This window comes from Planctomycetota bacterium (assembly GCA_018242585.1).
Classification (GTDB): Bacteria; Planctomycetota; Planctomycetia; order Pirellulales; family PNKZ01; genus JAFEBQ01.
On the sequence record JAFEBQ010000009.1, the window covers coordinates 91,577 to 117,758 of the forward strand.

At 63.5% G+C, this 26,182-nt stretch carries 15 protein-coding genes, 1 tRNA gene and 1 pseudogene; 13 read left to right on the forward strand and 4 right to left on the reverse strand.

Annotated features, from left to right (window positions below):
- Positions 1–15: 15 nt before the first annotated feature.
- The 11 genes from JSS27_04720 to JSS27_04770 all read left to right on the forward strand — a co-directional run bounded on the left by JSS27_04720 (position 16) and on the right by JSS27_04770 (position 18,145).
- Positions 16–651, forward strand: a complete 636-nt coding sequence (locus tag JSS27_04720; protein ID MBS0208239.1) for a MotA/TolQ/ExbB proton channel family protein — start codon at positions 16–18, stop codon at positions 649–651.
- A 32-nt stretch (positions 652–683) separates the two neighbouring features.
- Complete coding sequence (locus tag JSS27_04725) at positions 684–1,397, forward strand: biopolymer transporter ExbD (protein ID MBS0208240.1); 714 nt, start codon at positions 684–686, stop codon at positions 1,395–1,397.
- A gap of 18 nt (positions 1,398–1,415) precedes the next feature.
- A complete protein-coding gene (locus JSS27_04730) occupies positions 1,416–2,066 on the forward strand; it encodes a biopolymer transporter ExbD (GenBank protein ID MBS0208241.1) in 651 nt (216 codons plus the stop codon).
- 95 nt (positions 2,067–2,161) lie between these two features.
- Entirely contained in the window at positions 2,162–6,541 is a 4,380-nt protein-coding gene (locus tag JSS27_04735; GenBank protein ID MBS0208242.1) for a PQQ-binding-like beta-propeller repeat protein, read from the forward strand.
- Positions 6,538–7,797, forward strand: coding sequence for a hypothetical protein (locus JSS27_04740; protein MBS0208243.1), 1,260 nt, complete (start codon positions 6,538–6,540; stop codon positions 7,795–7,797). The genes JSS27_04735 and JSS27_04740 overlap by 4 nt, the downstream gene beginning before the upstream one ends.
- Before the next feature lie 14 nt (positions 7,798–7,811).
- Positions 7,812–9,059: a hypothetical protein gene (locus JSS27_04745; GenBank protein ID MBS0208244.1), complete on the forward strand. Its 1,248-nt coding sequence runs from the start codon at positions 7,812–7,814 to the stop codon at positions 9,057–9,059.
- A gap of 22 nt (positions 9,060–9,081) precedes the next feature.
- The gene (locus JSS27_04750; GenBank protein ID MBS0208245.1) at positions 9,082–10,758 is read left to right on the forward strand and encodes a hypothetical protein; all 1,677 of its coding nucleotides are present in this window, start codon (positions 9,082–9,084) and stop codon (positions 10,756–10,758) included.
- Positions 10,755–13,412 carry an ABC transporter substrate-binding protein gene (locus JSS27_04755; GenBank protein ID MBS0208246.1) on the forward strand — a complete coding sequence of 886 codons (2,658 nt, stop codon included), beginning with the start codon at positions 10,755–10,757 and terminating at the stop codon, positions 13,410–13,412. Before JSS27_04750 ends, JSS27_04755 begins: the two co-directional genes overlap by 4 nt.
- A 46-nt stretch (positions 13,413–13,458) precedes the next feature.
- Positions 13,459–15,402 (forward strand): hypothetical protein, encoded by a 1,944-nt coding sequence (locus tag JSS27_04760; GenBank protein ID MBS0208247.1) that lies wholly within the window; start codon positions 13,459–13,461, stop codon positions 15,400–15,402.
- Between the two features lie 152 nt (positions 15,403–15,554).
- Positions 15,555–16,577: a hypothetical protein gene (locus tag JSS27_04765; GenBank protein ID MBS0208248.1), complete on the forward strand. Its 1,023-nt coding sequence runs from the start codon at positions 15,555–15,557 to the stop codon at positions 16,575–16,577.
- Positions 16,574–18,145, forward strand: a complete 1,572-nt coding sequence (locus tag JSS27_04770) for a carboxypeptidase regulatory-like domain-containing protein (protein MBS0208249.1) — start codon at positions 16,574–16,576, stop codon at positions 18,143–18,145. Before JSS27_04765 ends, JSS27_04770 begins: the two co-directional genes overlap by 4 nt.
- Positions 18,146–18,160: 15 nt before the next feature.
- Here JSS27_04770 and JSS27_04775 read toward each other — a convergent pair whose 3' ends face one another.
- Positions 18,161–18,520 carry an ATP-dependent Clp protease adaptor ClpS gene (locus tag JSS27_04775; protein ID MBS0208250.1) on the reverse strand — a complete coding sequence of 120 codons (360 nt, stop codon included), beginning with the start codon at positions 18,518–18,520 and terminating at the stop codon, positions 18,161–18,163.
- 305 nt (positions 18,521–18,825) lie between these two features.
- A complete protein-coding gene (locus tag JSS27_04780; protein ID MBS0208251.1) occupies positions 18,826–20,247 on the reverse strand; it encodes a cytochrome C in 1,422 nt (473 codons plus the stop codon).
- A gap of 611 nt (positions 20,248–20,858) precedes the next feature.
- Here JSS27_04780 and ppc point away from each other — a divergent pair.
- Together ppc and JSS27_04790 are read left to right on the forward strand one after the other, a co-directional pair.
- Positions 20,859–23,630, forward strand: coding sequence for a phosphoenolpyruvate carboxylase (gene ppc, locus JSS27_04785; protein MBS0208252.1), 2,772 nt, complete (start codon positions 20,859–20,861; stop codon positions 23,628–23,630).
- A gap of 146 nt (positions 23,631–23,776) precedes the next feature.
- Entirely contained in the window at positions 23,777–25,243 is a 1,467-nt protein-coding gene (locus tag JSS27_04790; GenBank protein MBS0208253.1) for a hypothetical protein, read from the forward strand.
- 223 nt (positions 25,244–25,466) lie between these two features.
- Here JSS27_04790 and JSS27_04795 read toward each other — a convergent pair.
- Positions 25,467–25,559, reverse strand: a pseudogene (locus JSS27_04795) (transposase).
- A 459-nt stretch (positions 25,560–26,018) separates the two neighbouring features.
- Positions 26,019–26,092 (reverse strand) — tRNA-Arg (locus JSS27_04800).
- Positions 26,093–26,182: the final 90 nt, after the last annotated feature.

Here is a 26,182-nt window from a genome sequence, read left to right on the forward strand (position 1 = left end):
GAAGCTGCACCGTCTATGAGCCTCACGCAAATCTACGAAGCCAATGGTTTGGCCTTTACCTTGGTCTTCTCGCTGCTCAGCTTGGCCAGTGTGGGCGTCGTGATCTGGCGCGTCTTGCTGAATGTCAGCGCCAAGTCCGACCTGCCCGAGTTCCTGCGCCGCCTGGACGAAGCGCTGGCCCAAGGAGGCCCGCCGGCGGCCATGCAAATGTGCGATGTCGAGACCAGCCTGGTGGCCGAGGTTTTCAAAATCACGCTGCAGACTGGCCCCGAGGGAAAACTGGCCACGCGCGACGCCTTGCGCAGCCTGATCGAGTTGGACCTGCTGCCCAAGTTGAACTTTCTGCTGCCGGTGATTCTGGTGTTCGCCAAGCTGGCGCCGATGCTCGGGCTGCTGGGAACGGTGTGGGGAATGATTCTGGCGTTCGGCAAGATCGCCGGCGCGACCCGTGTCGAACCGAGCGCCTTGGCCAATGACATCGGCATGGCCTTGTTCACCACGGCCGAAGGGCTGTTGATCGCCATTCCCTTGATTTTCGCCTACACGATGCTTCGCGAGCGGGTCGGCGCCTTTGAGCTCGACCTGCAACGCGCCGCCGAGTCCGCCATGCGGCTGGTCCCGCGTTTGGCTCGTCAGCCGGGCGCGCGTTAAGTCACGATTCGTTTCCCAGGATACCGTGTCGCATGTCGGACAAGCTGTACGACGTTCGGATCGTGGCCCTCAATCGCGATTATCCGCGCCAGCCGCTGGCCACGGTGCTGCAATGGGCGATCGAGGGGCGACTGCGCGCCGACGACCTGATCACGCCCAGCGGCAAGTCGAACTGGACGCAAATCCGCACGGTGCCGATGCTGGCCGCGCGCTTGCCGCGTCGCGCGCCGGTCGAACGCCCGATCATGGCCGAGTTCGCGGTCGACGAGATCGACGAAGAGGCCCTCGAAGCCGAGCTCGACGGAGGCAGTTCCTGGCTGCCGCCGCGCCCCAAGCGCGCCGCCGAAGAAGCCGAAATGGACATGACGCCGATGATCGACGTCACCTTCCAATTGCTCATCTTCTTCATGTTGACGAATCAATTGGCGAATCCCGCACCGCTGGCGGTGCCCGAGGCCAAGCACGGCCGCGGCGTCAGCCCCGAAGGAACCCAGATGGTGCTGATCGACGAGGCGGGACGCTATTTCCTAGGGCTGACAATCGCCGAGGAGAACAGCGTGGCGTCCCTCGACGCGCTGGTCCAAGCGGTGCAAACCAACGCCCAGGCCAGCCCCCAACCTCTGGACGTGATCATCGACGCCGACAAGACGGCCAAGTATCTGAACATCCGCCCGGTGGTCGAACGCCTGGGGGGCGTGCCCAACGTGGGGCGCATCATGCTCGGCGTAGAAGAAGCGCGCAACTGACCGGAGTTCAACCGTACGATGCCCACCGGCTGGCAATTTCGTCGCGAAGAGTCCCAGGCCCCTGGCATGGCGATTCCCCACGCGCGGCTGGTCCGCGCCATCGAGGAAAGCGCCCTTGGCGAATCGGACGAAGTGCGCCAGGACCACGAAACGGCGTGGACGTCGATCGGCGAACACCCCGTGCTGCACCAATACTTGCCGCCAGGAGCGCGGTTCCGCGCGCGCGCCAGCGAAGAAGCCGAAATGGACATGACGCCGATGATCGACGTCACGTTTCAGCTTTTGATCTTCTTCATGATCGCCGCCACCTACGTCGTGCAAAAAACACTCGACATGGCCAAGGCCGAATCGGACGACCAGACGAACGCGCGCTCGTTGTCCGAACTGGAAAAGCACAACATCCTGGTCAAGATCGCCGCCGACCGCTCGATCACGGTGCAAGGCAAGCCAATCGGCATCGACGCCTTGGAGGCCCATCTCGCTGAAACGGTTCGCCAACAGGACAAGTCGGAAATGCTGCTCGACGCGGCCGATGACGTGGACCACGAAACGATCGTCCGGGTGATCGATGCCGCCGGGGGGGCCCAGATCGAGAAAGTTCACTTCGTATCGCGGGCAGGTCCGCGCAACAATGCGCCCGCGCGCGCGCCGCCTTCGACGGACAAGTAGCGCGCCGCCACGGCCGACGGGCGTACATGTCGCAAGCCAGTGGCACACCACCGAGCGCCGGTCGTCCCGGCCAGTTCACTTGCAACGGATTCTCCATGGCGATTTGTGCCGCATGCCGACAACCACTTTCCGAACCGCTGCCGGACGCAGCGCCGTTCGAGTGTCCGGCCTGCCGCTCGTTCATTCTCGGTTCGTGTTGCGACCTGGAGTATTTCAACGAACTTGGTTCGGCCAGGCTCTTTCATGGCCGCGAGCCTGATTTGCATCGCTCGGTCACGGTGTTTGTCCACGAGAACCCAGCGCCGGAAGTTCTAGCCGGACTCGAACGAGCCGTCGCGGCCAGCCGCGAACTGGGTTCCCACCCGCGATTGGTCACGGCCCACGCCGCGGGCAGCCAGGGCCGTTCGGCCTATCTGATCTGTGGAGAGTTCAGCGGTCGCGGGCTCGATGAGCTGCTGCTCGGCAAACATCACCAACCGTTGCCCCAGGTGATCGCGTTGCTGCGCGATCTGGCGTCAGCCCTAGCGCTAACCACGGAACGTGGCGTGGTTCACCGTGACCTCAGACCGGGCACCGTGCTGGTCGCGCCGGACAACAGCGTACAACTCGTCGACTTTTCGCAGGCCATTGTACCCGGCCTGCCGACGCTTCCTTTTCGGCCCATGCTATCGAGCTCGCTGCTGGGCTCGGCCACGTTCCAGGCCCCCGAGCAAGCCGAGAACTCGCGACAGGTGACTTGGACGGCCGACGTCTACAGCTTGGGCTGTCTGGCCTATTACTGTCTGACCAAGAAGCCGCCGTTCGGCGTCGCGAATTCGCAGACGCTCGCCCAGCGCCATGCCGAGTCACCACGTCCGAGCGCGCGCGAAGGGCGGGACGAGGTCTCGCCCGAGTTGTCGGCGCTGGTCGAACAGATGATGGCGGTCGACCCGATGAGCCGGCCCGCGCCGACTCGCTTGGTGGCCGAGTTCGAGCGGCTGCTCGCCGATCTGGAAGAGCCGCTGCTCGATGCCATTGTCTTCGACGATGCGCCGCCGGTGGTGGGCGAGGAAGTCACCGAAGAGATCGCCACATTGCCTGCGTCGGCCGTGGTTTCGTCCTCTTCGGCTCTGCCCGAAACGGCAACCGCGCGCCACTCCCCCCCTCGCCGTCAAGACACGCCGCCGCGCCGCGCGCCCGAGCCGACACGTTCGACCGATCCTTCGCCACGGTCGGCCCCTTGGTCGGACCCGGTCATTCCCGAGTTTCCCCAAACATTCGTGGTCGAGTCCGCGCCGCCAGCCCCCGCGCCCGAGCCGGCGTTCACCGCCTCGACAACGTCGTCCACCACGTTGCCCCCTGCCGGCAAGCGACGCGCCAAGTCGGGACGCTGGATGAACGCCTTGCTGGCCGTGGGAGCGGTCGCGCTCGTGGCCGTCGGCGGCGCCTGGTATTGGTTCAAAGTCGCTTCGCAAGCGACGCCCGACGACATCTGGCTACGGATCGTCGAGCAGTATCACGACCAGAAATGGACCCGGGCCAAGAAAGAGTTCACCGCCTTCGCCGAGAAGCATCCCGATTCGCCACACGTCGCCGAGGTTCCCTACTTCGCGGCCATGTGCGACGCCGGGGGCGACATCTTCTCGGCCACCGGAAATCCCAAGCGCGGCTGGGAGCGGGCACAACAAGTCTTCAAAGAGCACCGGGACAACGCGGCGTACAAGGAATACTGCGGCGACTTCTACCAGGGGCTAACCAAGCTGATCGAGCACTTCCTATCGCAAGCCACCCAAGAGCCGATCACGCCGGAACGCGCCGAGCGGATTGCCGACGCCCGGGCGGTGTTTGATCTGCTGTCGACCGTCTCGCAAGCGGTGACCAAGGAAGGAATCGCCGAGCAGACGGCGCAGGCCGCCGCGACCATCGACGCCGCCGAGCGCCAGGTCCGCGTGGCGCTGGTCCGCCTCGAAGTGGAAGAACTGCTCAAGCAAGCGGCCAACCCCGAGACGCGCAATGTCGACGCCCTGTACGCCCAAGACGCGCGGAAGCTCAAGGAGTTTCCCGAGTTGGCCTCGGATGCCAAGTTGAACACGCTGCGCGAGCAGGCGCAAATGTCCGAAGCCGCCCACGTCCGCCTGCAGCGCGAAGACCCGCTTGACCAGCCGGCCGAGGAAGCGGCAGCGCCGTCTCCCTATGGGCTGGGCGCGCCGGTCGTCACCGTCTGGAAGAACCACATTACCGGCGCGGCGCGCACCAACCGGCCTCAAGTCGTGCTGGCCCTGGCCGACGGCATGCTGTACGCGCTTGATGAGAAAGGGAACCTGCTCTGGGTCCATCGACTGGGGATCGATTCGTACCGGGTGCCGCAAAAGATCGGCCGCAACGCCGAGGGGCTGATGGCGCTGCTGGCCGTGCGAACCGAGGACAATTCGCTGTTGGCGATTGACGAGGCTTCGGGGCGCGTGCTGTGGCGTTACGCGGTCGGGCAGGACATTTCAGCGCCGCCGTTGCTGGTCTCAATTCCCGATGAAGACGATCCGAACGAACCGCCGCGGGTGCGTGCATTGCTGCCCACCAGCGACGGTGAGATTCACGTGCTCGAACCAGTGCTCGGTCGTAGGATCGCCAGGATTGCCACCGGCCAGCCGATGACCGTGGCCGGCACGTACGACCCGGCGACCGAAATGGCCTACTTTCCGGCCGACAGCAAACGGCTGTTCGCGATCAATGTCCGCGCGATCGACGAAACCGATGAAACGATTTGCGAGTCGGTGCTCTTCTCGGACCATGCCAGCGGGGCGCTGCGCGACGGGCCGTTGGTCGTCGGCGGCTACCTGATCACCACCGAGACCAGCACGCTCGACCAGACGCAACTCCGCGCCTTCGAGTTGACCAAGGGAGATTTCGCGCGGCCGCGAACGGCTCCGCTCCGCGCCGCGGCGCTGACCGGCTGGTCCTGGTTTCGCCCGCTGACGTCGCCAGATCGGATCCTGTTCATGACCGACTCGGGGCAACTCGGCGCGTGGGGCGTGAACCTCGACAACCGTCACGAGGCGATCTTCCCTTTGATCGAAGATCAAAGCACGTCGCTCACCATGCATCCGGAACGGGCCTTGGTTGTGTACGCCAACGAGCACCTGGTTTGGGTGATCGCCGGCGGCGAGTTGCGTAAGCTGGCCGTCGATATCATCGGCCAGAAGCTGCGCCCGCTTCCCTATGGTAAAGGCCTGCGCGGCTTGCCACTGCACGAAGCGCAAGTCGATCCGCGCGGCGAGACGTTTTATCTGACGACCATGGCCGCCGGCGGCTACGGCCACCAGGTTTCGGCCGTTGACGCCCAGAGCGGCCGCTTGTTGTGGCAGCGTCAATTGGGCATCAAGGTCGTCGGCGATCCGATCGTCACCAAGGACCAGGTCTGGCTCGTCGACGCCACGGCCCGAGTTGCCCGGGTGCCGCATCCCGCGTCGGAAAGTTCGACCGTCACCACCACACTGATCGAACCGGCGGCCAGCCAGGGCATCCGCCATCGAGCCAACGAAGGTGAGTTGTGGCGGTTGCGCGACGATCAACAACGCACCTACCTGGCCTCGGCCGACAATCAGCGCCAAGTGCTGGCAATCAGGCTGCTCGAAACAGTCAACGCCGACGGCGCGAAATCGGACGGCGATTGGACCGAACTCCACCTGCCCGGCCCGATCCAAGGTCGACCGGCGATCATGGGCGCCGTCCTGGTCGTGCCCTGCCGCGACGGGCACCTGTATCGCGTTCCACTCGATGGCAGCAAGCGGAACACGCGCAACGAGATCGATTACCACTGGGCGTCGGGCAAATCGGCCGAGGACATTGCCGAGATGGCCGTCGAGGTCGCCTCGATTGACGACCATACCGTTCTACTGATTGACGATCATCGCCACCTGCGTCTGCTGCAACTGGTAACCGAGCGGCAGGTCACCCAGTGGCAATCGATCGGCAAGCCGTTCAACTCGAACGAGCCGCTGGTCGATTCTCCGCGCTGGGTGCCCGGCCAGGGAGCGCTCATCGCGACGACCTCGGGCAAAGTCTCGCTGCGCGATGCGTCGAATCTTTCCAAAGAACTCCGCCACTGGTCGCTCGGCGGCCCGATTGCCACGGCGCCGGCTATCTACGGTTCGCGCGCGATTGCCGTCGTCGATCGGGACAAGCTGGTGGCCTTCGATCTGGTCGATGCGGCCGACAACAATCTGCGCTGGACGACCGAGCCGTTCAAGGGCCGCATCTGTGGCACCCCGGTCCAGCGCGAGCAAGCACTGCTGGTGGCTGATGACAGCCGGCGCGTGACCGCCGTGGACCTGAAATCGGGCAAAGCGATTTGGACCCAGCGAATGCCGGTGCAGGTCGGCCCCGACGCGGCCGCGGTGCCGTTCGGCGTCGACCAGGTGTTGGTCCCCTTGACCGATGGCACGATGATTTCCCTTTCGGTCCCCGAGCCGAGCGCGGGGCAGGAGTCGGCGCAATGAACCGTCGCGGCCCAATCAGCTTGCTCGTTGGCGCAATGTGCCTGGTGGCAACCTCGGCCGCGGCGCAAGTTCCGCCGGCGTCGGGCATTTTGCAGTTGAACTTCGCGCCGAACAATCCGGCCCGCAAGGTGGTGCTCACCGATCAAGGGCTGGTCGTGCAACTGAATGTGACGATGGTGCTGTTCGATCGGGACAAGCTCGAAATCACCGCGCCGCTGGAGGAACCGGTGCGGATGACGATCGAGCAGACCAGTCCCAAGTCGGCCGTCAAAGTGCGCAACGTCACCGTCGAGAACAAGCAAGGTCGCGCCGAGTGCTACGTCGACCTGCCGGCCCACATGTCGGTCGACGACGTGCAAAACCGAGCGATCCGCGAAGTGGAGAAACTCTTCGGTCCCGCGACCGAGGCCGCCCAAAAGGTGGCTAAGGAGCGAAAACGCCCTGAGATGTCCCGCTTCATTCTTGATCACGAGGGGACGCCAGTCGGGGACGACAATGCAATCTACCGGCAATTTGTCCTGGTGCACGCCGGCTCGAACTCGATGAACAAGCTCCGCGCCCGGATCGATCAACTGTCACTCAAGCGCGGCTATGGGGGCAAGGATCGTAAGAAGGAAAAAGACGATCGCGAGAAGCAAGGGGCCGGCAAGCTGGTGCAAACGCTGCTCGCGCTGCAAGCGATGGAAGTGGCCGAAACCTACCTGGAAACCTGCGGTGTGATCGTCGATTCGACGGGCTCGAACTACGCCGAAGAGTTGATTCGCGCCTTGCGGGGCGTGGCCCAACTGCGCGACAACAACGACAAGACCAAAGGGGAAGAGCTGAAGCCGCAAGAGCGCGGCATGCTGGCCCAGAAGCTCGAAGCCCGCCTGCAATGCCGCATCTTGCCCCAGACCGACACCACCGACGCCAACGCCGAGTGGTTCCTGGGGCAACGGGTGCCCTGCGGCGCGCGCGGCGTGGGCAGCATCAAGGTCAGCGGGCGACTCGACCCAGCGAGCCAGGATCGGGCCGATTGGTGGCTGCTCGAGGATTTCGACGAAGCGCGAATGTCGATCGAGATACCTAAGAGCGAGACCTTCCGGTTCGATCCCCCCTACCCCGACGAGCGATTCCGAGCGCTGCGGGTGATCTCGACAAGCAACGAGCCCGCCAAATACGAATTCGAGATTCGCATCACCACCCGGGCCGCCAACCCGCGAAAGCTGGAGTTCAGCGAGACCGAAGAACAGCGCGAGACCAAGTTTCCTTTTTAGCCTGACCGAGACCGATGCGCACGCCAATCATCACACACGAACGCCACATCGACCGTCGCCCCCCGGCGCGGTTTGCGCTGGCGATTTGCGAGTGCCTGGCGATCGTGGTCGCCTTGGCCTCGTCGGCGCATGGCCAGACGTTGCTGACCGGCGAGTTCGACGACATCCCCCTGGGGCGCGAGTTGATCGACGCGCCGCGCGTGCCGACGCTAACCGAGTTGCGCGCCGCGGTGGCCAAACCCGAAATCGAAGCGGTCTTGATGTTCAAGCTCTACGGCGACGCCAACAACCACTACGTGCCGGTCTGGAGCGCGGACGGTCAGTCGTTGTCGTTCCAGCGCAGCGACGCCCGCGCCGGCAAGAGCAAGCTGCTGCTGTTCACCGATCTGACCCGATCGCAGCCCACTTCGGTCGGCGAGCAATTGAACGCCTACGATTTCATGTTCCGCTGGGGAATCAACGCGCCGGGCTCCTGGTCGTTCTGCCGCTTGCAGAGCAGCCCCACGTCATCGCAAATCTGCTTTTCCACCGACGGCGCCAAGCTGGAAGTCAAAGCCACCGGCGCCCAGCGGCGCGCCATGCCCTCGTTGTATCGACGAACCGACGGCATCTGGCGCTTGCTGTATGAACAAGACGGCAACGTCATGCACCAGGCCTGGAACGAGGCCCAGCAGGTCGAGCCGCCGCGCACGCTGGCCCAAGGCTCGGCCCCGCGCTGGTCCAAGTCGGGGGCCAGCTTCACGTACCTGCGCCTGTCCAATCCTGGCACGGCCCAGACGTCGGAACTGCTCGTGCGCCAACTGCTCGAAGAGCGCGATCTACCGGTCATCGCTTCGCGCAGCGGGCGGCTGCGCGGCCCGTCCTGGTCGCCACCTGAACAGCACGTGGCCTGCTTCTTCTGTGAAGTCGGCGAGCGGCAGCCTTGGCGGATCGCCGTGGCGCGTGTCGGCGAGTCGCCGTCGGTGCAACTGGTGGGGGACGATGTGGTGGTTGATCAGGACTTCGATTCCGAAGGCCCTGGCTGGGACCATTCGGGGCGCGGCCTCTGGTACTTCACCCACGCCCAGCGGCAGGACGCTTATTACCCGTTGGTGTCCACCAATATCGAGACAGGCCAATCGCGCGTGATTCACTATCCCAAGCGAATCACCACGCCGACGAGTCTGGCGGTGAATCCGGCCAGCGGCGTGCCCGAGATCGCGATTGTCGCCCATGATAAGAAGCCGCAAGACGTGTTCGTTGTGTTCATGAATCACGAGTGAGCAGTGCTGGCCCACGATGATAATGGTCGATTGCACCTGTGGAACCCGCCTGAACTTGCCGCCCGAATGGGCTGGTAAGCAGGGAAAGTGCCCGACGTGCGGCGCGGTGCTGAACGTGCCGAGCGCGTCCCCGCCGCGCGCCGCGACAACGCCGCCACCTGTGCGACCGGCGGCAAGCCCCGCTGCGACTGCTCAAGCGACTCCACCAGCCAGTGCTCCGCTATGGACGCCGCCGGCGCCGCGCAAGAAGGCGGGCCGCGCGCCGGTGTTCGCGGCCGTCGGTGGTGTTTTGCTGGTGGCGATTGTCTGCGTGGCTGGCATGGCCCTCTGGTCGCGCGACGGCAATGAAGTGGCGCGAGTCGATGTGGAACTGCCCAAGACGCCAGAGTCCAAGCCAAAGACCACTGACAAACCAGCGGTCGAGCGGCGATCGACCACTGCGGAAACCAAGCCGCCGGAGTCACCGTCGCCCGTCGCCGAAAAGCCGGCAACCGTTCCCTCAACCAGCGCTCCGCCCGCCGTTCCAGTAACGCCCGTCGCCTCAACGCCAGCGCCAATGACGCCCGCGCCGCCAACGACACGCACACCGCCAACGACACGCACACCGCCAACGACACGCACACCGCCAACGACACGCACACCGCCGACGCCCAAGGCGCCGCCGACGCTCCCCACGACCGCCGCGCCCAAACCACCGGCCAAGTCCCCCCTGGGCAAGCCCGCTGGCGCCGGTTCCGGAGCTTTGTCAGGTGAATCGCGTCAGTTCGACGACCCGCACTGTCAGCGCCTGCAAACGCAGTACGCCGTGCGCATTCCGGCCGGGGCGTCGATCGTCGAGGTCAACGGCCAGTTGCTTCCCTTGCTCGATCTGTCGGCCACGATCCCCACGCCGGCCCCGTACTTGTTCTTGCCCAAAGGGACACACCTGGTTCGCTTCCGCCCCAACGAATCGGCCATCGACGTCAAGATCGAACAGGACTTCGCCACCGTCTACCTGGCGATGCGCGAGTTCTTTGGTCTCGACGGCAAGATCAATGCTCCGGCGCTGCTGACGCGCGGCTCGTGGGCTTTTGACGTCCACCAGACCCCCATGCTGCTGAACTTCATGGGGGCCGCGTCGGCCAGCAACAACCAGTGGGACGCCGCCGAGCGCAAGTTCCGCCGCGCGCTGCATGTGAACCCGATGTTCGCACCGGCCCACTTGAACCTGGCACGCTGCCTGGTCCAGCGCGGGGACCAGAAAGAAGCCCAGCGCGAGCTGCAATTGGCCGACGCCTTCAACGTCGGCAACGTGTTCGGGCTGACGCCGGCTATTGTGGCTCTGCGGCGCGAACTGAAGCTGCCTCTCTACGACCGAAGCGACGTGAAATTCGCCGACAGCTCGTACTTGAACGCCACGCGCGTCACCGACGAAGATCGGCGCATGACCGCGCTGCTCGAAGGTTTTAGCCGCTATGCGACCACGCCCGAGAGCCAAGGGAAGCTGCTCAACAACCTGGGCATTCACCTGGCCGACCGAGGACACGTCGAGTTGGCGCTGGCCCAATTCCGCCGCTCGCTGGCGACGTTCAAGTTGTCGGGGGCCGACCGGTTCGGGCTGGCCCGGCAGGTGTTCGCCAACATGGCGGCCACATGCCAGCGGGCCGGTTACAACGAAGCCGACGATTATCGCCAGATGCAGGAGTTGGCGCACCAATGAAACAAACCGCTCCACACGGCCGGCCGGCGCTGAGCATCTTGACCTCGCTCGCTTGGTTCGCCGTGATGTTATTAATGATCCCGTGCAGCGCAACGGCGGCCACGAGCGACATAGCTCTGCTTCACGCGTTGCACACGGTCGTCTGGTTCCAGGTGTCGAACCTTGACCGTCCCGACGAGGATCCAGCGCCCGCGCGACCAGCAGCCAACGGAGCCCCCGGAACCGGCGACACTGGCGCGGCACGCCCCGCCGCCAAACGGAAAACCAAAAAAGAACGCGACGACTCGGAACCTGTGTGCGACTTGCTCAAGCTGAAACAGGCCGGCAAGTATTCAACCCGGCAACTGCGACTAGACCCGACCTATCACGAACGCTTCGAGCCGCTGTTGGAGTACACGTTTTACCTACGGGTCAAGAACGAGACCGGCGAGATCGTCTTCCGCGTCAAAGGCGAAGACATCAACGAGATCGACTACTACGAGATTCGCATGCTCAGCAAGGCGCGTGAAGCGCTGGGGATCGAAGCGCCCCAGATCACTTCGGCGCGCGGCGTGACCGTCGACCTGCGCGACCCGGCCCGAGTGGCCGCGGCGCGACGCGCCGAAAAGATTCTCGACGAAGCGCTGGCCGAGCACGACTCGGCCGTCCAGCGCCAACAGCGCGACAGCGGCATCTGGGAACGAATCGCGCGGCAGCCGATCCTGAACTTTCGCTTCAATCTGCAATTGAGCCAGATCAACGCCCTGCTGGCCCAGGGAGCAATGAACCAGGCCGAAGAGCAACTATTGACGCTATTGGGACAAGCCAACGCCGGCGCGGTCTCGGGAAGCCGCGCCGCCAACAAACAGGTCCGCCAGCTATTGCTGCTTCGCTTTGAACAGATCTTCCGCCAGCGCGCCGAGCAGGCGTTCGCCAGCGAGAACTTTGAGCAGCTCCGGCAAATGATCGACGAGATGGACCGACGCTTCCTGCTCGAGAAATCGCCGGCCTGCGTCGAGTTCCGTGAACGAATGATCGCCCTGGCGCGCCAGTCGGCCGCCCAGGCGGAAAAGGTGAAGACGACGAACCCAAACGAGGCCAGCAGGCTGATCGAGCGTGCCGCTCTGGTCTGGCCGGCGCTGCCGGGGCTCGACGAACAGCGTCGTCGCTGGGAAACCGATTTCCAGACGCTAGCCTGTGCCTATGCGGAGCTGCCCGACTCGTTTTCACCCCTGCACGCCAACTCGGCGATCGAGCGTCACCTGGCGGCGCTATTGTTCGAGGGTCTGGTGCGCAACGCCACCGACGCCGAAATGGGGCAGCACTACGAAGCCGAGCTGGCCGAGTTGATGCCCGAGCCCGAGCCGCGCGGACGCAAGTTCCTGCTCAACGTGCGCCAATGGTCCGACAGCGACTCAGGGCAGCCGGTCTATTGCACGGTCGATGACGTGCGCTGGACGATTCAGATGTTGCAGAACAAGAAGCTGCCAGGCTATTGCCCCGGCTGGAGCCAGTTGATGGACGGAGTCGAGCACGGCGAGCAGACCGACCCGTTCGAAGTCTTGCTCCGACTGCAAAAGGACTATTGGCAGCCACTGTCGCTGATGAAGTTCAAGGTCTTGCCCAAGCACCTGTTCCCCAACGGCGGTGAAACCAACGAGTGGAACGCCTTCGATCGCGCGCCAGTCGGGACAGGTTTGTACCGACTGGTCGAGCAGGACGAAAGCCATCTGCGCCTGGTGGCGAATCCCAATCGACAAAGCAACGAACGACCAGTGATCCGCGAAATCTCGGTCTCGAAGTTCGATTCGCTGCGGGCGGTCGATCTGTTCGCGCAGCGTAAGCTACACTTGGTCTACGGCCTGCGGCCGGAACACGTCACCCAGCTCGAACAGCAGCGGCGCACGGTACGCCGGCTGTCGACTCCCACCGTCTGGTTCCTGGCGCCGAATCATCGCCGCCAAGCTCTGCAGAATCAGAACCTGCGGCTGGGCATTGCCCACGCCATCGATCGCAAGCTGATTTTGGAAAGCTTCCGCCCGAACGGCCGCAAGACCGACCATGCCGAGTTGCACGGGCCGTACCCCCTGGGCTCGTGGGCCCACAATCCTAAGGCGTTGCAGTTTAATCCCTCGCTGGCCTGGAACTATTTGCACACCGCCAAGATCGAATTAGTAAAACCGCCCGCGCTGTCGCTGATTTACCCCGCCGACGAGCCCGAGGTGGAAACGGCCTGCAAACTGATCCAGTCGCAACTCGAGCCACACGGCATCATCCTGAAGCTGCAGGCGCTCGGCCCGCGCGAGCTGGCCAGCCGGGTCATGGACACCCATGACTTCGATCTGGCCTATTGGCATTACGACTTTACCGACGAGACGTATTGGCTGTGGCCCCTCTTGGACCCCAGCGCTACTGGCCCGCACCAGGCGAACGTGATGGGTTACAGCCCGGACGATTCGATCATCGAGTTTTTCCGCAACACCGAAATGCACAAGCAATTCCCCGTGGTCCGCCAATGGACGCACAAGGTCCACGACCACGTGGCCCGCACGGCGGCGATCATTCCGCTGTGGCAATTGGACACGTACGTGGCGCTCGACGATACGTTGGCGGCGGTCCCCTTGGACCCTGTGTACTTGTTTTCCAACGTCAAGAACTGGCAACTCAAAAAGTGACCCCCAAGCGCGGCAAGCCGGGCGACGGCGTACCGCGAATGAAGCGATGAACTTTGCTGGCCTGATTACGATGTTGCTGCTGGGCTTGACTGCCGAGGAAGCCCCGCTTGCGCCGCGCGCCGCGGAACCCTATCGCGTGACCGTCGCGCTGCAGGTCTCGCGCGACCCGCTGTTCACCCGGCTGTTCAACGACAGCCTCGAACGACAGGTTCGCGATCAATTGGCCAGCTACTTTGGCGAACTGGCGGTCGTGGAAGTCGTGCGCGAGCATCCGTTGATCGATCGGCTGGGCAAGCAGCCCCTGGAAGCTTGGTCGTTTTCGCGCGAAGACTTCGCCAAAGCCGACTTCCCCGACAAGGCGTTCGTCGTCGCGATCGATCGGCCCGACGACCTGTATCGCATTCGTTGGCGGCAATTGGATCGCGGGCTCGACTTTCTCGGCCCGTCGCGCTCTCGGCTGACGCCCGATCGATTGTGGGTCGCCAAGGCGGTCTGCCTGGCGCTGTACGAGGACTTCGCGCCGACGGCGACCGTCGAACCGGCCAAGACGCCCGGCCACGTGGTGCTTCGCTTCCGCGGCGCGGGGCGCGGTCCGCGGTTGGGCGAAATGCTGCGGCCGGGCACGGTGCTGCAGCCATTCTCGGTCTCGCGTTCCGCCGACGGTGGGCAGTTGCCGGCGGCGATGTCCAACACGGTGCTGCGTCTGCAACAGCCGGTCGAGGATTTCTACCTAGCCCGGTTCGACACCAGCCTGCCCGATCCTTGGCAGCTCACCGGTCGCACGGTGGGGTTCCAGGCGCTGCGGCTCAAGACGGTTGACGGGCGACTTAGACTGCGGCTGACCGATCCCGATGGCCGCCCGGTGCAGGAGTATTCGGTGCTGGGCAACAGCGAAGGTTTCGACACGCTCGAAGCGCGTCACCGTTTTCCGCCCCCCGATCGGCACGGCTGGTACCTGCCGGGCGAGACGTTTCATCACGTCGCGTACTTGCGTCTGTCTCAGCCTAACCGTCCGGCGGCGATGCTGCCGGTGCCGATCACCGACGACGTGGTCGAGCTGACCCGCAAGGTGATCGTCGATCGCGCGGCCAGCGCCAAGAACGACTATGACCGCCAGGTGCGCTATCTGGTCGAGGACGTGCGCGTCCTACAGCAGTCGCAAAACAACCTCGTCGGCCAAGCCAACCGACTGTACGAAGAAAAGAAATACGAGCAGCTTCAGGAGCACCTGCAACTTAACGTGGCGACCATCGAGAAACTGCGGGTGACGGCGGTGGCGGGAGTCTTGGAACTCGAGAAGCAGATCGCGGCCGAAAAGCTTCCCGCCGATCCGTTGATGGCCTGGCTGAACAGCGAGTTGAAGGCAATCAAGAACAAAGGCGAGCAGCTTGCCAATATGTCGCGGCGGGTCGCGGCGGCCATCGAGCTGAACAACGCCCAAAGCCGGGCCGACGTGATCAGCGATCTGGGCCTGCAAGCCGAAGGCGTGGGAGACGCGGAGACCGCGTTCGAGAAATACGAGCAAGCGCTGGCCGAACAGCCCGATCAGCCCGACCTGCGCAAGCGGCTGGAACGATTGCGCGAAGTCTGGCGGATCAAGGACGGCACGCATCAACAGGCGCGTGAGTTCGTGCAGGGAGCGTGGAAATCGCTGGAAGTCTCCAAGCTGGATACCAACCTGTCCCAGGCCCAAGCGCACGCCAAGACGCTGGAAAGCAAAGGGGACTTTCTGACGCTGCGGCAGTTGATGCTGACGACCAACGCCCACATGCAGACCGTGACCGAGTTGGTCAGCCAATTGGCCAACAACGAGGAAACCGCGGGCAAAGCCGAGCACGAGCGTTTTGCCAAGCTGTTGGGGCAATTGGCCGAGTTTCACACGTCGTTGTCGAAATCGGTCGACGAACTGCGCGCGGCGCACCAGTCGGCGCCGGCCAGCCAGCCCGAACCTGCCCCGGCCGCAGCCAAGGCGGACGAAGCGAAGCCTTGAATGGGCGCTCACCCTGGCGCGCCATCTGCGTTATGATGACTTGGCAGCTTGATAATGATCGGAATCGTGGCGGCGGCGTTGCTGCCTGCCCAGAAGGAGAAACCATGCGGTTGAAACCATCTTTTACTCACCAAAGTCGAGCCCTCGAGATCTTGGTCGCGCTGCTGACGACGCTGGCCCTGGGCCGCTCGGCAAGCGCGCAAGTTGCTGATAACCCCGAGCCGGGCAACGCCGATAAGAAGCCCGCCGCCAAAGCGCCCGCCAAGTCAAAGCCCGATCAATACGACGTCATCGTCAACAAGTTCATCGACTACGACGTGGGCAGGTTGCGCGGCCAGGCGGGCTGGGAAGCGCGCGACGCCTTTTCGAGACTCAACACGACCGATGCGATCCCGGCGTTGATTCGCGGCCTGAACCGAGCCGTCGAGATCAATAACAGTTGCCCGGTGATGGTCATTGCCAGCAAATTGCAGCAATTGATGATGAAGGCCGATCAGGCGACATTGCGAGACGCGCTGGCCAGTCTGGAAACCACCACCGCCAACAAACCCTTTGGCAATTACCTGGCCAGCATGCGGCAGATGCTGGAAAACGTCAGCGAGGGACGCAATCCACACGAGCGCCGCGAGGAGGGAAGCTCGACCATGCGCGCCGGCGACCCGGCCGAGTTGCGCCGCCGCCACACGCCGGTGGAGCGTTGGAGCGAAGCGGACATTCGCTCGGCCTTCACCACCGAAAAAGGGGCCAAACTGTTGAACCTGCTCGAGTTTCTTCGCAAGCAGCCGGGTGACGACAGCGTGCGGCTATTGGCCGAGGCGGTCAATCTGGTCAGCGAGGATATGAAGCCGACGGCGCGCGGCTTGCTCGCGCAGCGACTTTCGGAAGTGACTGACGATTCGCTGCGTCAGCATTTGCAGTCAAAGAACGGCGAACTGCGGGCGGCGGCGGCGATGGCCGTCGGTTACAAGGCGTCGCCGTTGTACCGCGAGTTGGCCAAAGCGATCCGCGACGGCGATTCGCGAGTCTCGGCCAACGCCCACGCGTCGTTGGTCAAGCTATTGGGCGAAGACCTAGGCCCCCGCGAAGGAAGCAACGTGGCGGAACGCTTCGATGCCGCCAAGCGCTGGGAAACATTCCTGGACGAGCGTGACAAAAGCGCGGCCGGCAAGTCATGAGCCCGCTCGCGCGATGCGTTGCCGCGCTGGTGCTGATGGTGCTATTGATCGCCATTGGCCAGAGTGCGCCGTCCGCTCGCCGCCTGGAACCACTTGCGTCGCATAGCGCAACAACACAAGCTCGGGGTGTCGTCACCAGCGACGGCCAACCTATCGCCGGCGCGACGGTTCGGCTTCAAGGGCGGCGCGAGTCGGCGGTGACCGACGCCCACGGGCGTTTCACCCTGGCCAATCGCGAGCCGTCGATTGCCGCGCGGCTGATCGCGTCGAGCCCCGGCATGATCATCGCCGGCCGTCCTTGGTCGAAAGACGAGCCAGAGCTGCATTTTGATCTGCGCCCGCACACGACCGACGATCACGGCGGCTACGAATGGGTTGCACCCCAGGCTGACGCCGCGCGCCAACAGCAATGCGGCAACTGCCATCAGCAAATGGTCGATGAATGGTCGGCCAGCGCGCACGCCCAATCGGCCAATAACCGCCGGTTTCTCGATCAGTACGAGGGAACCGATTGGCACGGCCAGCAGAATCGAGGAAAGAACTTGCTGGCCGAACGTCCCGAAGCGGCCGGTGTTTGTTACTCGTGCCACTATCCCTCGGCCGAGCCCGACGTGGCGCTGCTGAGCGACTTGCGCCAGGTGCAAGGCGTGGCGCGCCAGGGGGTGCATTGCGATTTTTGTCACAAGATCGCCGAGGTCGACGTCACGCGCGTTGGTCTGAACCACGGCCGATTTGCCATGCGGCTGGCGCGGCCGGCCGAGGGGCAGTTGTTCTTTGGCCCGCTCAATGACGTCGATCGGGGCGAGGACGTCTATTCGCCGCTCTATTCGCAAAGCCAGTACTGCGCAAGCTGTCACGAAGGAACGCTGCTTGGCACGCACGCTTACAGCACCTACTCCGAGTGGCAAAAAAGCAGCGCGGCTCGACGCGGCGTGCAGTGCCAAAACTGTCACATGGCGCCATCGGGCACGATGACCAACATCGCCCCCGGCCGGGGAGGCATCGAGCGCGACCCCGCCACGCTGGCCGCGCATCGCTTTCCAGGGTTCGACACCCAGTTCCTGCACGGACACTTGCAACTTTCGCTGACCGCCAAGCGCGGCGCGTCGGGAATTGAAGTCGCCGCCGAGGTCCGACCTCGCGACATTGGGCATGCCGTACCGACCGGACATCCTTCGCGGAATATGATCCTGTGGCTCGAGGCGCGCACTGCCGAGGGAGGGACGCTCGAACAGACCAGCGGCAGCAAGTTGCCCGCGTTAGCCGGCGTCGGCCCGCGCGACGCGGGAGCGCTGGCCGGGCGGCCAGGCAAGCTGTATGCCAAGGTGCTCGAAGGCCCCCGTGGTGAGCAGCCGATCGCCTATTGGCAGGACAATCGTCTGGCCTACGACAGTCGAATCGCGCCCGACACGGTCGACCGGCAGGATTTCGTGTTCGCCGCGAGCGCTAGCAAAGTGGTGATCACCGCGAGACTTCTGTTTCGTCGCTTCTACTGGGCCGAAGCGGCCGAGAAGAGCTGGCCCGACAATGAACTGCTCGTGGCCGAGATGACAGTCACGGTCGAATAGAGTCCGGCGCAACGCTCAACCCGGCAAAGGTTCGATGACCACGCCCAGCGGCCAATCGACGTTGCGCGAGGCGTACACGTCGGGCCCCGCGGAACGAATCTGGTCGCGCTTTAATTCGGCCAATTCCTTGGTTCCCGACCAGACGATCCCCCGCCCGTCCTTGTGAATCTGCGCGGCCAGGACCGCGCTCTTTTCGGGAGCATAGCCAAACACCTTGGCGAACACGTCGATCACGTAATTGAAGGTGTGAAAGTCGTCGTTCATCACCACGACCGCGTGCGGCGGCAAAAGTCGCGGCTTGTCGGCGGCCGGCTGCTCTTTAGTTTTCTGATCGACTTGGGGAGCCGCCACGGCGGCGTTCTGGTCGGCATCCATCGCTGGTTCACACCGGTTGGCTCGAGAAAGCAGGCCGTGAAATCGGCCCACCGAGGCCATCATACCCTGGCCCGCGTGAAGGGGCAAAATGTTGCGTAGTGGCCGCTTGAACTGACCACCCGCCCGCTCAATCGATAACAACGCCATCGAGTTACACCAGGGATTGCCAGCCGCCGATTCATGGCTCGATAGAACGCTCGTTCGATCAATAATCAACGCAGCCCGCGGCCGCGGCAACAGATTGCGCTGTCACCGACGGCCGCGGGCTATACCTACCTGGGCTCCCGTACGTACGAACCGTGCCGCTACTGATCGCTGAGGGTGGACATAAAGTTGACGATGTCCGTCTCGTCTTGCGGGGTCAGGCCCAGATTGCCAATCCCGCCGCGCAAGCCCGCCGGGTTCACCAGCGTCTGCGCCGAAGGATACTCCGGCGTCGGCCAGAGCGGCTTGCCGCGGAGCTTGGCGTAGGGATTGGCCTGGGTAAAGTCGATCACTTCGCCGGGTCGCGACGTCAAGTTGCGCGTGTTGTAGAAGTGGACGACGTCCATCAGATGCTTGAAAAAGCCGTTATGCGAATAGGCTTTGATAAAGCTCGGCGACGGCCGCTTGTCGATGTTGCGCAGCGTGGGGGTCTTGAAAGTTCCGTTCACTCGCAACGTGTCGCCCCCCGCGGTACCGAGCCCCGACTTGCTGTAGATGAAGTCTCCCAGCCCCAGGTCGATGTACGCCGCGCCCAGCGGGTTGTAACCGAGCGGATTGTTCACCGCATCGGTCTCGTTATAGAAGGGATTGTCGGGGTTCTTGGGAACCCCGGTGTTGAAGTAGCCGTTGTTGGTGAACAAATCGCGCCCCGGACCCGGCTGCAGCGAATGGCACGCGCTGCATTGAGCATGCTTGGGCATCGGCGCTCCGCCGGCGCGCCCGGTCGCCGAACCGGTGAACAGCCGAAAGCCGCTCAGTTCCGAAGGCGTGAATTGCGCCCGACCTGCCATCACGGCATCGAACTTGGAATTGAACGGCGACACCTCGGGCGTACTTTCCCAGGTGGCAATGGCGGCGCAGATCAGCTTGAAGATATCGCTGGTGCTGCCGTGCGCTGCGCCAGCGCCGTAGGCCTGGACGAATTGCGGCAGATGATTCTTCAACACCTGCTGCACGACTAACTCGGGCGCAGCCAGATTGTGGACAATGTCGTTCATCTCGTTCGGGTTCACGAACGGCATGCCCGCTTGAGTTGGCAAGTCAGGCGCGCGGCCGTCCCAGAACAACCCGCCGACGAAGATCGTCTGGCCGTTTTGCCCGACGGGCATCGGCGTGGGGCCGTGCGGAATGAACGAGGCGTAACTGACCGTGGGCGGCTTGCGATTGCCAAATCGGCCCGGCACGACACCTTCGACCGGCCCGGCGTCGAGATTCTCGTCCGAGTCAGGATAGGTAAAGCCGACCTGCGGCGCGTGGCACGAGGCGCACGACATACCCGCCGGATTTGACAGCGTGGTGTCAAAGAACAACGTCCTCCCCAGCACCGCCACGGGGGACTGCGGCCCCCTTCCCGCTGAATTGAGGGGCGGTGGAGGCGCCGGAGGGGGCGCACCCAGTGCATCCGCCGAAAAAATCATCCACAATGCCAGCCCCGCCACGCCGAGCGCGGCCAAGACTTCCCAGGTCGCCAGACGTTGAAACAGCCAGCGACCACGACCAGCGGTGTGTGAATTGGTGCTCATCCCCTGCTCCTTGTGCAATTACGTTTGAGGCCGGCGATGGAACCATCGCGTGACGAGAGCCTCGTCGGTCGCCACAACACCCAGGTGTTCCGGCCTGGATCCCTGCGGGCAGCCGATCGTTGGACGTTGTCACGTCCGGACACTGCACTTCCCTGAAACTTTTCGATCCAAACCTTGGAACGAGAAGCCCCCAAGAATGACTACCGAAAATCGGGAAAGTTTTTTGCGGCGGAACAAGTCGCCAAGCCCGACGTATGGGTAACGGTCATTGCCGCATGGAATCGTCGGGTGTGGGATGCCGCTAAACTGGCGCTTGATCTAACGCCAAATTCAGGTATCCCGACCTCTCGCACGCGGCACCTCGGAGTTAGATTTAGCCGCGAGCCTGCTAGCGTTATTGCAAGCCGAATTGGCAGTCCATGCGCAAAACATCGTCAGCGCTCGCCGAACGCACATTGACTGGGTAAAAAGTAAGGCGTGATTTGCCCTAACGGGCGACATTTCGGCGGCGCGCGGCGATTTTTTGATGATACTTGGCCCAGGTTTTGCCCCCTGCGTACCGAACTACTTGGCTTAACACTTTTATGAAGTAGCGAAGGCGGCCGAGGTAAATGACAACAGGTGTTAGTAACGACCTATTACGGCGCGATGTGCGAATGCTGGGCGATATGCTCGGCTGCGTGATTTCCGAGCTGGCGGGCCCCGATTCGCTGGCCCGAGTCGAAGAGATTCGCCGCCTGGCCCGCGATCGCCGCGCCGGCGATGTTGACGCCGAGCGGAAGCTCTCGGTGCTGATCTCCGAACTCGACGAGCGCCAGGCCCGGATCGTCACCCGCGCATTCACCGTTTTCTTCGACATGGCCAACCTGGCCGAAGACCGGCACCGCGTGCGCGTGCTGCGCAATCGCGAGGCCGAGCAATATCCCGAGCCGATCAGCGAATCGATCCCGGCGGCCATTGCCCAGTTCAAAAAGCTGGGCCTCACGGCCGCGCAAGTGCAAGCCGCCCTCGACAAGGTGCAAATCGAGTTGGTCTTCACGGCCCACCCCAGCGAAGCCAAGCGACGTTCGATTCGGGCCAAGCTGCGGCGGATGCGTCAAACGCTGCAGGATCTGGACAGCACCGATCTGTTGCAACGCGAACGCGAGCGGCTGCAGACTTCCCTGCGCGCCGACTTGATGGTCCTTTGGCAGACGGCGTTCTTGCGCGCCCAGCGCCCCACGGTGATGGAAGAAGTGCAGCGCGGCTTGTCGATCATGCCGCGGCTGTGGGAAGTCGTGCCGCAAGCATTTGCCGCGTTGCGTCGCGCGCTGCACACCTATTACCCAGGCGAGACAATTCAAACGCCCTTGTTCGTGCGGTTTGGCTCCTGGATGGGGGGCGACCGAGACGGCAACCCGAACGTAACATCGGACGTGTCGGAGAACACCTTGCTGTGGCTGCGCGAGGCGGCCATCACGCATCACCTGACGTTCAGCAAGAAGGCCTTCGACTTACTGTCGCTGTCGATTCGTGAAACGGCAGTCACGCCCGAGTTGGAACAGGCGATCACTGCCGCGCTCGAACGCTGGCCCGAGGTAGCCAAGTCAATCGAGGGGATTTCGCCTCGCGAGATTTATCGCCGTTGGATCGGCGTGATTCAGTGGCGGCTCAATCAATCGCGTCTGCCAACGCTCGGCAGCCCGCTGGTTGCGGGCTCTTACCGCGATGGCTGCGCGCTGGCTGCGGACCTGGAGTTGTTGCGAGCCAGTCTGGCCACGCACCACGGCGAGCTGCTGCTCGAAAGCGACTTGCAGGCCTGGCTCGATCTGACGCGGGTGTTTGGCCTGCATTTGACGCGGCTCGACATTCGCCAAGACGCCCGCCGGTATCAGGAAATTGTCACCGAGGTCTTCGCCACCACCAATCTGGCATCGAACTTCGCGGCCTTGCCCGAAAGCGAGCAAAAGGCACTCCTGGTCAAGACGATGGGCTTCGACCGGCCGATTGACGTCAGCAAACTGTCGCCGTTGTCGGCCGACACAATGCGATTGTTCCGTATCTTACAACAGGCCCTCGCCACGCTCGGCCCCGATTGCATCGGCGCGCACATCACCAGTTTGACCCGCAACGCGTGCGACGTACTGTGCGTCCTGTGGCTGTGGCGCTGGGCACAAGCGATGGCCAAACGCGAGACCGGCGCCGAGCTACCCGCAGGTGTCGAGCTGCGCATTGCACCTTTGTTCGAGAAGATCGGCGACCTGGCCCGCGGCGCGCACACGCTATGCGACATTCTCGACGAGCCCTGCTATGCCGAGCACTTGAAACGGCAAGGGAATCGTCAGATCGTCATGGTCGGCTACTCGGACAGCACCAAGGACGGCGGCTATCTGGCCGCTTGTTGGGGGCTGTATCGGGCCCAAAGCCAGTTGCAGGCCGTGGCGGCCGAGCGCAGCATCAGCCTGACTTTCTTCCACGGTCGCGGCGGTTCACTGGGGCGCGGCGGCGGGCCGGCGGCGCGCGGCATCTTGTCGCTGCCGCCCGAGGCGCTCGATGGCACCCTGCGTCTGACCGAGCAAGGCGAAGTGCTGGCCGAACGGTACGACGACGTGCAGGTTGCCTACCGGCACATCGAGCAAGTCACCTGGGCCACGCTGACGGCGAGCAATGTCGCCGCGGCCGAGGTCAAGCCAAGTTGGTTCGAGTTGATGGAATCGCTGTCGCAGCGCTCGTTGCAGGTTTATCGCGAGTTGGTCGATCAGCCCGGCTTCATCAACTTCTTTGCCGAGACCACGCCCATCGACGAGATCGAGAACCTGCCCATCGGTTCGCGCCCGGCGCGACGCCGCGGCGAGCGGACGCTAGACGACCTACGAGCCATTCCCTGGGTCTTCTCGTGGACGCAAAATCGGTGCATGATCCCGGCCTGGTACGGGCTGGGGACGGCGCTGACCGAGGTGAAGTATCGCGACCGCGCGGCCTGGCTGGCCATCTGCGAGATGTACCGGCAGTGGCCGTTCATGCAAGCCACGATCGACAACGCGGCCCTGGCGCTGGCCAAGGTCGACATGTACATCGGGCAACATTACTCCGAGTTGTGCGAATCGCCCGAGACGCGCGAGCGATTGTGGATGATGATTGCCAGCGAGCGCGACCGGACGCGACAAGGCATCCTCGATATCGTCGGCGGTGAAGAACTGCTGGCCACCGTCCCTTGGTTCCGAGGTTCGATCGAAGTCCGCAATCCGTACATCGATCCATTGAACCTGATTCAAATCGACCTGATTCGCCGCCGTCGCAAGGTCGAGGGGGAGCAACAGCGCGCCGACGAGCACGAACGGCTGCGCGATCTACTGCGGCTGACGGTGCAAGGCATTGCCGCCGGTATGCGCACGACCGGTTGACGCGATTTTTCGTGGCGACGCCGGACTTTTTGCGGACTTACGCGCCCCGCGCTTGCTCCGCCGATTTCGAGCAGTATCATAGCGCGCAGGCGGGGCCTTTCCTCCCACGCATTTGGATGCGTCTTTTCACCACGGGGAGCAGCGTCATGGCTCGTTTTCACAGTACTCGCGGTTCGATTTTTGCCTTGGTGGCCTTCTCGCTATTGGCACTGCCGGCGCGCGCCGCCGATGGCCCAGTCGAAAACAGCGCCGACCTATTCGACCGGTTCCTCGACCGCAATCACAACGGCTATCTGACGCTAGCCGAACTGGGGCGCGACGATTGGTCGCGCTATGACACCAACGGCGACGGCTATGTCTCGCGCGACGAGTTCCTGGCCGGCCGGGCGGCCGACCGGCAAGAAGCCGCTACGACGCGCGATCTGGAAAAAGCCTGGCGCTTGCTCGATTGGAACAACGATAGCTGGCTGTCGGGGACCGAGTTCGACGGACGTTATGGGCGCTATGACGCCAACGGCGATGGCCGCGTGACCAAGGAAGAATTCCTGGCCGGTCGTCGCGGCGATGGCTTTGGCGGCGGCGGTTCGCCGGCGGTCCCCAGCGCGCCGAACAACCCTGACGTGCCGCGCGTCGTAAACTCCAACGCCAATGGCTGGACGCGCATCTCGGCCAATGGCTTCACGTTTGCCATGCCTGGACAGCCCGAGATTGACGACAAGGGACAGTATTCATGTGAACTCGATGGCGGGAACACCGCGCTATTGGTCACCTTCCAGCAAGCCGATCAGAATGTCGAAGTGGACGCTGCCGAGCGGCTGGCTGGTTTGCGCGATGGCGAGACCGCCGGCTTGAAAGGTCGGCTGACGAACAACCGGCAGATCACACTACAAGGGCATCCTGGCATCGCCTTCACGGCTGTCAAAGACGATGACACCGAGATGCAAGTCCGGGCTTACATCGTCGGCAATCGGCTGTGCCAGATGATGACGATTCGGACGGCCCAGTCGAACGCTCCCCAGGCTACGCTGAATCAGTTCTTCAGTTCGGTATCAGTGGCGGGCGCGGCCCCCGATGCGGGCCAGGTCGTTGGCCCGACTCCAGCGCCGTATGCTCCTCCGGCGTACGTGCCGCCGCCAGCTTATGTTCCACCTCCGGCTCCCGCTCCCGCGCCTGCTCCCTATTCGCCGCCGGCCTACGTGCCGCCTCCGGCGAATGTGACCCCCGGTCTGAACGCACCTGGGGGCAATGCGAACTACACCCCGCCGCGGAACGTAAACCCGACCGTTCCGCCTCAGGGTGGCGGCGGAGGGGCGGTGCCGAACCTGGCGGGGACGTATTGGGGGCTGCTGTCGCTGACCTCGAAAGGAGAACGAATCACCGACGCCCAAAACCCAGCCGATGTTGAGTTTCTGGCCGGTGGCAAGTGGTCGGTCCTGCATTATGGCGGCTTCTTGCAAGGAGGCCGGTACACAATCCAAGGAGACCAACTGAGCATGAAGTCCGAGGACGGCTCCGACTACATGACCGGCAAGGTGACTTACCAGGCGGCTTCTCAGACCCTTCAAATTGACTCGGGCGACTATCTGATGCGCCTGCGCAGGATTCGCAGATGAGAGATGAGAGGGGACTCACCATGTTCGAGCGCCTTGGGGAGGCACCGATGACTCGGCCATCGGCGCGGCAACAAGAAACTCGATGGTCACGCGCACGCTAGAGCGGTTTTCAAATTCCTGTAGCGTAGCCCGAATTTCGGAAGTAGTTTTGGCACTCACGGGGTGGAAAGTGGTCGAGGAGTTTTCCGAGCAGCGTCCAAATCCCTTCGACAGTCCATTCTTTCGCGCCGCGGACAAGTTGTTTGAGCTTGCTGAAGATCTGCTCGATGGGATTGAAGTCGGGACTATACGGCGGCAGGTAGAGCAGCCGCGCGCCTAGCTGCAGTTCGGCCAACGTGACGTCGGCCCGCTCACGCACCGGCCGCAGCAACGTCTCGCGATGCTCGGCCAGCACTTTCTTCGTCGACTTGGGACGCGACGACCGGGCCGTCGTCTCCCCCGTCTTACGCCGCCGCTGCTTCAAACGACGAACCCACGACTCGCTGACGCGATATTTGGTCGCCACGCACCAGGTCGTCATCCCACCGTCGCAGTCTTCCAACACCAGCCGCCGCAAATCAATTGAGTAAGCTTCCAAGACAAGTCCTCCCGTGACTTGCCTCCGTCTTACCCAATTTGCGATCATCGCGCTAGAGGGTTCTGGAAACCGCTCTAGCCCTGACGGACGACTGGTCGCGGTGGGAACACATGCCGCCAGTCGGTTTCCGCGTGAGCCGCCCACCAACAATGGGCTCGTCGCGCCGAGCTGCGCTGGTCGCGCTCTGAGCGAAAGAAGTATGCCCGACAGGAGTTGAACCTGTAACCTTTGCCTTCGGAGGGCAACGCTCTATCCAATTGAGCTACGGGCACATGGGCGTTCGCGCCGCGGTGGCGGCATGACCCGACCCCAGCGTGAAACGCGTCATCTACTGACGCACTTTTGACGCACTTTCCGCCGCG